This is a genomic window from Nocardia sp. NPDC024068, from assembly GCF_040638875.1.
In the GTDB taxonomy this organism is placed as follows: domain Bacteria; phylum Actinomycetota; class Actinomycetes; order Mycobacteriales; family Mycobacteriaceae; genus Nocardia.
Genome location: NZ_JBEZYU010000001.1, coordinates 263,159 through 270,158, shown reverse-complemented (window position 1 = coordinate 270,158; position 7,000 = coordinate 263,159). Strand labels below are relative to the sequence as shown.

Below are 7,000 nucleotides of genomic sequence, written 5' to 3'. Positions count from 1 at the left end.
TGAGCGAATCGCTCACCCGGCCGGTGCGGCCCGGCTGTACTACTGGTCGCCGGTGCCGGTGTGCGTGAGTCGCACCACCGAACTCCACGGCAGCCAAGGCTTTTCGATCGGCTTGCGCGGATCCGGCTGCGGCAAGAGCATCAGCGGTTTCATATACCACGGGAGCCGGTGGTACTTGTGTGCCGCCGAGGCCAACGATTCCACCTCGTCCGCGGTCCAGTCGAGGCCGGCGAAGAAGCGCAGCGGATCGACCGGACCGAACCGCCAGGGCGCATTCGCCAGCAGGGTCGTATTGGATCTGCTCATCCGCTTGACAATTGCCTGATTGTTCACATCCAGTGCCCACCAAGCGATTTCCGGGCGCGCCAACGCGGCCGCCAAGCTGACGACATCGTCCTCGGCGAGATAGTAGACCAGTCCCTCGGTGAGCACCAGCGCCTGCTTTGCACCGGCGAGGGCCTCGTCGAGGAACTGTTGTCGCGCCTCGGGCTCGGCGAGATCCACCGCCGTACGAGTGAGCGAACAGCGCGGCGACTCGTCGGCCAGCAACTCGCTTTTCTCGCCGACCAATTCGGGGAGATCGGCCTCTATCCAATCGAATTCGGAAGGCAGGTCCAGTCGGTACGGGCGAGTATCCATTCCCGCCGCCATATTGATCACCCGATCGCAGCCCTCAGCGAGCGACTTCATTATCAGGTCGTCGATGACCCTGGTCCTAGTGACCAGGTTCCAGCCGTTGTCCACCAAGCGCGGTCCGCGGGCGGCTATGGCACGACCGCGCTCCCCGGCGAGCCGGTCGGCGAGGGGGTCGTTGAAGAGCGCATCGGGTCGGGCCGACTCGACGGCACGGTAGGAAGCCACCCAGCGGGCGGTGTCGGACACGTGGGTAATCGGTTCATCGGTCTCGGCCACCCGTGCAGTCTCGCACAGCGAAACAACCCCTACACCGACAGTGCTCGTGCGTGTGACGACAATGGCCTATTTCTGGACGATCCGCGGGTTGCAAGCATCGTTGACCAGCGATATCTCCCTCGATCAGAGTCCAAGGATGCTGGGTGGTTACCGGACTTTCAGCGACGAAGAATCCTGCGACCAGGGTGGCAGTGGCTCCCGTGCCGACAACCACTGCTCGGGTATTCCACGGATCCCGCCTCGGGCACCGATTCCAGTGTGCGCCGCCACGATTCCACCGACGATCGCGGCGGTTGTGTCCGCGTCGCCACCGGCCTCGATACATGCGGTGACAGCTGCGGGATAGTCGTCGAGGAACGTGGCGGCCGCCCACAGGGTGAACGGCACGGTGTCCTGCGCGCTGACCGCTGCTCCGTTGCCGAGTTCGTATGCGGCTTCGGCAACCGACCGACCGAGAAGAGTCCGCGCGCGGCGGACACCGGCCGCGGTCCGTCCGTCGATCAGATAAGGCTCGACCACTTGCAGAAATTCGATCGGTGCGCAGGAATTTCCGCGAGTGGCCGCAGCATGACTTGCCGCGACAGCGATCGCCATGGCGCCGACAATTGCCTCGGGATGCTGATGTGTCACCTCGGCCGACAACGCGGCCTGGGCTGCGGCGCGGTCGGGATCTCCGGCGAAATACGCGCCGAGAGGGGCGACACGCATCGCGGCACCGTTGCCCCAGGAGCCGCGCCCGCCGAAAACCGCGCCCGCCGCGTCGGTCCAGGGACGTCCGTCGCGGATCTCGTGCAGCACCACGACCGTGCCGGCGCCGTAGCCCCGGTAGGGTTCGCAGCGGTCGGCGAAGGCCGCCGCCAGTGCGTCGCGGTCGATATGGCCTCGATCCCGGACTTCCAGGTATACCGAACAGGCCATCTCGGTGTCGTCGGTCCACTGCCACGGCGCCGCGGGCGGCCGACCAGCGAGAAGATCGGGTAGCGAACGACCTGGCACGAAGAACTGAGCACCCAGCGCGTCGCCGACCGACAGACCATCGAGGCTGTCACGAACGACGTCGGAATCCTGTGACATATCGGTGTCATAGTGCCACCCGCAGCGACGGACCGCACCACCGGGACAAAAGATGACCACCGCGCAGGAAACCCCGAACCCGGTCGACCGATGACCCGCCACCGCCACCAGCGCGTCCAGCCGGTGGAGGGCTGGTATTCAGCCTCGCACTATCGCACGTCACCTACTGGATGCGGCGGCAGCCCGCAGGCGGTTGATGCCGCCGCAGGCACCCTTGCTCGGTCGAAAGTCGGCCGAGTTCGATGGCCGAATAGCCGATAGACCGAAACACCTTTTGTTCCAACATGTCTCGACCGTATTCACCGACTTCGGCGCGAGTATTCGGATACCATCCCCGCATGCTGCCCGGCCTACCCTCGGCCGACCCGAAGCGGCGGTGCCGCCTATCCCGGCATCGCCGGCCTTCGCCGGCAGTCCAGGAAGGAAGATTGCCATGGATCTCGAATTGACCGGCAGAACAGCAGTTGTCACCGGAGCCGGCCGCGGTATCGGCTTGGCGATCGCCGAGGCGTTGACCGCCGAAGGCGTGCAGGTTGTCGGCGGCGCCCGGACCATTACACCGGAGCTCGAAAAAGTCAGCGTCGCCGCCATTTCCGTTGACCTGAGCACACCTGAGGGCGCGACGCGACTGATCGACGGCGCGCTCGCCGAACTCGGCGGTATCGATATCCTGGTCAACAACGTGGGCGCGGGTGATGCGGATCTTCTGGGTCTGGGCGGCTTTCTCGATGTCACCGACGAACAGTGGCGCAAGCTCTTCGACCTCAATCTTTTCAGTGCCGTGTGGGCCACCCGGGCGGCGTTGCCGAGCCTGCTGCAGCGGCGTGGATCGATCGTGAACATCTCCTCGATCTTCGCCCGCACCCCGACCCCCGGTCCGATCGGCTACAGCGAGGCCAAGGCGGCCTTGACCGCTCTAGGTAAACGACTCAGCGACGAGTTCGGTCCCCAGGGGGTGCGTGTCAACACGGTGTCGCCCGGTGTGGTGGGCAGCCCGCTGTGGCGCGGCGCGGACAGTTTTGGAGCCAATGTTGCTGCTGCGCAGGGTATGTCGCACACGGAACTGCTGGAGAGTCTGGGCGATATCTTCAATATCGCCTCCGGCCGGATCTCGGAGCCCCATGAGGTCGCGGCACTGATCACCTTCCTCGTTTCCGAAAAGTCCGCCAATATCGTGGGGGCGGACTTCGTCATCGACGGCGGCACCATCAAGACCGCCTGAGGTCTGCACGAGCCGAGCGAGGCACGGCGCCGGAACATCGGCGCCGTGCCTGTCACCGGTCGGGGCTGCCTCTGTTCATCTCAAATCGAGGTAGTCGCGCAGCGCCGCGTTGGGATTGTCGGGGCGGTAGGCGATCCCGACGGTCAGATACATCGGCGGCCCGTCGAGCCGGCAGAGATGGACGCCGGGAACTCGAAAGGTGTTCGCGCGTCCGGCGGGCATGGGGGCGATCCCCACTCCCGCTCCGACAGCGTGCAGGACCTGTTCGTCGTCGGCCTCACTGCGTACCACGCGCGGTGCAGTGTCGGGCCACATCTGTTCGACGATGCAGTCGTACATGCCGGGTCCGTTGGATCGGGGCCAGAATACGACCGGCTCGTCGACCAGTTGCTCCGGTCGAATCCGGTCCATGGTCGTGAACGGGTGGTTCGCCGGAACGGCCAGTAGCAGTTGTTCGCGGTCCAACACCTCGACGGTCACATCGGGCGCGTCGACGGGAGGCCGCACTACGGCGATATCCACCACGCCCTCCCGCACCAACTCCAGATTCCGTTTCGTGAAGCCTCGATGTTCGTCGATCGCGACGTCGGGGAACCGTCTGCGGAACGCGTCGAGGGTGTCGGCGATGGCGCCGCCCGCCCAGGATCGGGTATGCGCGAATCGCAGTGTCGCGTTCCCGCCGGCGATGGCCTGGATCCGCATCAGTGCCCGTTCTGCGGCGACGAGCAGGAATCGCGCCTCGCGAACGGCGACGACGCCCGCGTCGGTGAGTCCGATCCGCGGGCCGTTCCGGTCGATCAAGGTCACCCCTACCTCGCGTTCGAGCACTTTGATCTGCTGGCTCAGCGCGGACTGGGCGACGTGCAGTGCCGCGGCGGCCCGCGTGAAGCTGGAGTGCTCTGCCACCGCGACGAGATAGCGGGCGCGTTGGAGGTTCATCCTGCCACTATAAGAAAAAGTGATCACCGATCGAGAATCTGTCTTGGACGCGACGGCGAGGTCGGAGGAGGCTCTCCCTCGCGTACCGCTCTCGCGGTGACGTTCGAACATCCCTGGCAGTTGGCGCGCGGTGTGCGGTCGGTGCTGGTCAACGGTGTGGTCGCGGTGGCCGACGGCACGGCCACCGGCGCCCGCGCGGGACAACTCGTCCGTAGCAGGAAGTAGGAGAATGACGGTGGAAACCCGGTCGCTCACAGCCGAGCTGGCCGAAATCGTGGGTGCGGCTCACGTATTGACCGAGCAGGAGCTGATCTCGGGTTTCGTCACGGACTGGACCCGGCGCTGGACCGGGTACACCACCGCCGTCGTGCGGCCGGCGAACACCGGCGAGGTGGCCGCGGTACTCGCGGCGTGTCACCGCGCGCGGGTGGCGGTCGTTCCGCAGGGCGGCAACACCGGCCTCGTCGGCGGTTCCGTCCCGATGCACGGCGAGATCGTGCTCAGCACGGTGCGGCTCAACCGGATCGACCGGGTCGATCCGGTGGGCCGGACGATCGACGCGGGCGCGGGTGTCACCGTCGCGGAGGCACAGCGCGCGGCTCGTCACCACGGTCTCGACTTCGGCATCGACCTGGCGTCGCGCGATTCGGCGACGATGGGCGGCATCGTCTCCACCAATGCCGGCGGCATCCGGATGATCAAGAACGGCAATACCCGAGCGCAGCTGCTCGGCGTCGAGGCCGTCCTCGCGGACGGCACCGTCTTCACCCGGTGGAAAGAACTCACCAAGGACAACGTCGGCTACGATCTGCCCGGCCTGCTGGCCGGCGCCGAAGGCACCCTCGCGGTGATCACCCGCGTCCGGATGAAGCTGGTGGTCCCCCCGCGAGCCACCAAAGTCGCACTTGTCGGCGTGGAATCGGTCGGGGGCGCACTGGGGTTCGTGGACACGCTGCAGCGTTCCGGTCTCGCCCTCGAGGCCGCCGAGCTGATGACGAGGTCGGGAATAGACCTGGTCATGCACCACAAATCGCTCCGGGCGCCGTTCGCGGAGGACGCCCCGTTCGCCTTGCTGGTCGAGGTGTCGGGTCAGGCGGACGCACAGCAGTTGCTGCTCGACGCGCTGACCGCGGGCGAGTCGGTGATCGTCGACGCGTCGATCGAGGACGGCCCGGCGCACCGACTGTGGAACTACCGGGAGAGCCACACCGAGGCGGTCAGCGCGGTCTCGACGACGCCGCCGGTCAAACTCGATCTCTCCACGCCGCTGCGCGAGATCGAAAGCTTCCTCGCGGAACTGACGGTCCGGATGCGCGACGCTTTCCCCGGCGTGCGGGCGATCTGCTTCGGGCACATCGGTGACGGCAACATCCACGTGAATCTCCTCGACGTCGCCGACGATCAGCGTGAATCCGTAACCGATATGGTGCTGCGCCTCGTCGCCCGGCACGACGGCAGTATCAGCGCCGAGCACGGGGTCGGACGTGCGAAGGCGCCGTGGATCGGACTCGGCCGCACCCCGGTGGACCTCCAGCTGATGCGTGCGATCCGATCCGCCCTCGACCCCGCCGGAATCCTCAATCCCGCAATCCTTCCCGCGAACCCACAGCTCTGACGAACGCGAAAGGTCTCTCGACCACATGACGACCACCACCTGGACCGAACGATTGCGCGACCTCGGCATCGCCCTGCCGACCGTGCCCACACCGGCCGCCGCGTACCTGCCCGCGGTGCGCAGCGGGAACCTCGTGCACGCCTCCGGGCAGGCTTCCCGCTGACTTCAGGGCTGCGAATCGGGCTGCTCGGCCACGTGGTGGTTTCAGCGGGTTCGAGTGGTGTCCCCTGGCATCGACCAGCTGGCGAGCAGGCGAAGCGCTTCGCGGGACGGGCTACCGGGTTCGGTTGTGTACACGTACAGGGTCTGATCCGGATCGCCCGGCAGGGTGAGCGTCTCGTACTCGACAGTGAGTTCGCCGGCCACGGGGTGGCGTAGCCGTTTGGCGCCGTGGGTGCGCTGTAGCACTCGGTGTTCGCGCCACCACTGCCGGAATTCGGCGCTTTCGCGGCTCAGCTCCTCGACGAGGGCGAGCCCGGCGCGATCGCCGGGGTTGTTGCCCACCTCGAGTCGCAGGCTCTCGACCGCAGCGCGGGCCTGTGTTTCCCAGTCGAGGAACAGGGCCCGCGGCTCGTCGCCGAGGAACATCCAGCGGGTGTAGTTGCGCTGCCGGGCGGGCATGGCGGTGAAGTCGGCGAACAGGGCGTATGCCATCCAGTTGCCCGCCAGGATGTCGGACCGGTGGCCGAGAACAAGGGCGGGAAGCCCGTCGAGCGAGTCGAGCAATTGGTAAACGCCGGGACGAACCTGCTGCACAGGGACGCTGCGCCGGACAGGACCTGCGGTGGGATGCCCGATCAGATGTCCGAGGTGAGCGCGGCCGGCGGCGTCCAGATCGAGGGCGCGAGCGATGGCGTCGACGACGCCGGCCGTGGGTGTGATCCGGCGGCCTTGCTCGAGCCGGGTGTAGTAGTCGGTCGATACCCCGGCCAGCAGGGCGACCTCCTCGCGTCGCAGACCGGGCACCCGCCGGATCCGGCTGTCGGTCGGCAGACCGGCGCGAGCGGGGTCCATCTGGGCGCGGGCACGGCGCAGGAAGTCGGCCAGTTCCCGGTTCGGCTCGCTCATGGTTCAGATTATCCCGGGCCGGGTCCGGCGTTGCCTGGGTCGCGGCGTCCTACGTTCGCCGGTCCCAGGTCCGAGTGGGCCAGATATACGGCTATGACCTGCAGTGATGACGGCCAAACTGGGATCAGGGCGGGCCGGCAGGAGGCCCGCATCGCGAAGGAACGAGTGAA

Annotated in this window: 7 protein-coding genes and 1 pseudogene; 4 read left to right on the top strand and 4 right to left on the bottom strand. The window is 66.9% G+C overall.

The window, feature by feature from the left end; genetic code table 11:
* Nucleotides 1–39 precede the first annotated feature (39 nt).
* Together AB0F41_RS01370 and AB0F41_RS01365 are read right to left on the bottom strand one after the other, a co-directional pair.
* Nucleotides 40–912: an SAM-dependent methyltransferase gene (locus AB0F41_RS01370; RefSeq protein ID WP_357420689.1), complete on the bottom strand. Its 873-nt coding sequence runs from the start codon at nucleotides 910–912 to the stop codon at nucleotides 40–42.
* A 147-nt stretch (nucleotides 913–1,059) separates the two neighbouring features.
* Nucleotides 1,060–1,986, bottom strand: a complete 927-nt coding sequence (locus AB0F41_RS01365) for an ADP-ribosylglycohydrolase family protein (RefSeq protein WP_357420688.1) — start codon at nucleotides 1,984–1,986, stop codon at nucleotides 1,060–1,062.
* 433 nt (nucleotides 1,987–2,419) lie between these two features.
* Between AB0F41_RS01365 and AB0F41_RS01360 the strand changes: the two genes are divergently transcribed.
* Complete coding sequence (locus AB0F41_RS01360; protein WP_357420977.1) at nucleotides 2,420–3,208, top strand: SDR family oxidoreductase; 789 nt, start codon at nucleotides 2,420–2,422, stop codon at nucleotides 3,206–3,208.
* A 75-nt stretch (nucleotides 3,209–3,283) separates the two neighbouring features.
* Here AB0F41_RS01360 and AB0F41_RS01355 read toward each other — a convergent pair whose 3' ends face one another.
* Nucleotides 3,284–4,147 carry a LysR substrate-binding domain-containing protein gene (locus AB0F41_RS01355; RefSeq protein WP_357420687.1) on the bottom strand — a complete coding sequence of 288 codons (864 nt, stop codon included), beginning with the start codon at nucleotides 4,145–4,147 and terminating at the stop codon, nucleotides 3,284–3,286.
* Between the two features lie 96 nt (nucleotides 4,148–4,243).
* Here AB0F41_RS01355 and AB0F41_RS01350 point away from each other — a divergent pair, with 96 nt between their 5' ends.
* From AB0F41_RS01350 to AB0F41_RS01340, 3 genes and pseudogenes are all read left to right on the top strand, one after another.
* A complete protein-coding gene (locus tag AB0F41_RS01350) occupies nucleotides 4,244–4,372 on the top strand; it encodes a hypothetical protein (RefSeq protein WP_357420686.1) in 129 nt (42 codons plus the stop codon).
* 4 nt (nucleotides 4,373–4,376) lie between these two features.
* Nucleotides 4,377–5,762, top strand: coding sequence for an FAD-binding oxidoreductase (locus AB0F41_RS01345; protein WP_357420685.1), 1,386 nt, complete (start codon nucleotides 4,377–4,379; stop codon nucleotides 5,760–5,762).
* Between the two features lie 25 nt (nucleotides 5,763–5,787).
* Nucleotides 5,788–5,913: pseudogene (locus tag AB0F41_RS01340) on the top strand (RidA family protein); the annotation flags it as partial.
* 53 nt (nucleotides 5,914–5,966) lie between these two features.
* Here the strand turns inward: AB0F41_RS01340 and AB0F41_RS01335 are convergent.
* Entirely contained in the window at nucleotides 5,967–6,830 is an 864-nt protein-coding gene (locus tag AB0F41_RS01335) for a helix-turn-helix transcriptional regulator (protein ID WP_357420684.1), read from the bottom strand.
* Between the last annotated feature and the right edge of the window lie 170 nt (nucleotides 6,831–7,000).

Bases quoted from the DNA above. Each gene is read 5' to 3' on its own strand.
- AB0F41_RS01365 (WP_357420688.1), bottom strand. From the start codon at position 1,986: ATGTCACAGGATTCCGACGTCGTTCGTGACAGCCTCGATGGTCTGTCG.
- AB0F41_RS01360 (WP_357420977.1), top strand. From the start codon at position 2,420: ATGGATCTCGAATTGACCGGCAGAACAGCAGTTGTCACCGGAGCCGGC.
- AB0F41_RS01355 (WP_357420687.1), bottom strand. From the start codon at position 4,147: ATGAACCTCCAACGCGCCCGCTATCTCGTCGCGGTGGCAGAGCACTCC.
- AB0F41_RS01345 (WP_357420685.1), top strand. From the start codon at position 4,377: ATGACGGTGGAAACCCGGTCGCTCACAGCCGAGCTGGCCGAAATCGTG.
- AB0F41_RS01335 (WP_357420684.1), bottom strand. From the start codon at position 6,830: ATGAGCGAGCCGAACCGGGAACTGGCCGACTTCCTGCGCCGTGCCCGC.